The sequence below is a fragment of the Actinomadura sp. DC4 genome, assembly GCF_030406325.1.
Taxonomy (GTDB): Bacteria; Actinomycetota; Actinomycetes; order Streptosporangiales; family Streptosporangiaceae; genus Actinoallomurus.
In genome coordinates this window covers 1-1,139 of record NZ_JAUEQY010000086.1, presented here as the reverse complement: position 1 = coordinate 1,139, position 1,139 = coordinate 1, and the positions used below count along the sequence as shown (strand labels likewise).

General features: G+C 63.9%; 1 protein-coding gene. It reads right to left on the bottom strand.

The genetic code is table 11. The annotated features are described in order from the left end of the window. Positions 1-1,092 (bottom strand): IS630 family transposase, encoded by a 1,092-nt coding sequence (locus tag QWU11_RS47060; protein WP_290121134.1) that lies wholly within the window; start codon positions 1,090-1,092, stop codon positions 1-3. Between the last annotated feature and the right edge of the window lie 47 nt (positions 1,093-1,139).

The following is a 1,139-nucleotide window of genomic DNA, read 5'->3' as shown; positions in this document are numbered from 1 at the left end:
CTAGTGTCCTGAGTTGGGAATTCTGTTCAGATATCCGGCGAGGCGTTCGAGGATCTCATCAGCGGTCTTGGTCCATACGTAGGGCCTGGGGTCGGTGTTCCAGGCCGCGATCCAGTCGCGGATGTCCTTCTCCAGCGCTTGGACGGATTTGTGGACGCCGCGTCGTAGCTGTTTGTTGGTCAGCTCGGCGAACCAGCGCTCGACCAGGTTGAGCCAGGAGGACCCGGTCGGGGTGAAGTGCAGGTGGAACCGCGGGTGTGCCAGCAGCCACTTCTTGACCGCGGGGGTCTTGTGGGTGGCGTAGTTGTCGCAGATCAGATGGATGTCCAGCCCGGCGGGTACCTGCTTGTCCAGCGTGCGCAGGAATGCTTTGAACTCGGTGGCACGGTGCTGGCGGTGCAGCGAGCCGATCACCTTGCCGGTGGCGACCTCCAGTGCGGCGAACAAGGTGGTGGTACCGGCCCGGACGTAGTCGTGGGTGGCCCGTTCTGGAACTCCGGGCATCATCGGCAGAACCGGCTGCGAGCGGTCCAAGGCCTGGATCTGGGACTTTTCATCCACGCAGAACACCAACGCCCGCTCTGGCGGGTCGAGGTAGAGACCGACGACGTCGTGGACCTTGTCGACGAAGTAGGGGTCGGTGGACAGCTTGAACGTCTCACTGCGGTGTGGCTGGAGCCCAAACGCCCGCCAGATCCGCGACACCGTCGACTGCGACAGACCCACCTGTTTGGCCATCGACCGCGTCGACCAATGGGTCGCATCCTTCGGCGTCGACTCCAACGTCTTGGTGATCACAGCCGCGACCTGCTCATCGGTCACGGTCCGGGGGCCACCCGAACGCGGCATGTCACCCAGGCCGGCGATCCGGTACTCCACGAACCGAGCCCGCCAACGGCTCACCGCCTGTGGCGTCGAACCGACCTGGGCGGCTACGTCCTTGTTCGTCGCGCCTGTCGCACAGGCCAAGATGATCCGGCACCGCAACGCCCACGCCTGCGAAGTCGAACGCCGCCGCACCCACCCCTCAAGCGCAGCCCGCTCCTCATCGGTCAATAACAACTCGGCCTTCGGCCGCCCTGTACGCGCCACCCACCGAGCCTACACATATAAACAGAAATTAAGACTCAGGACACTAG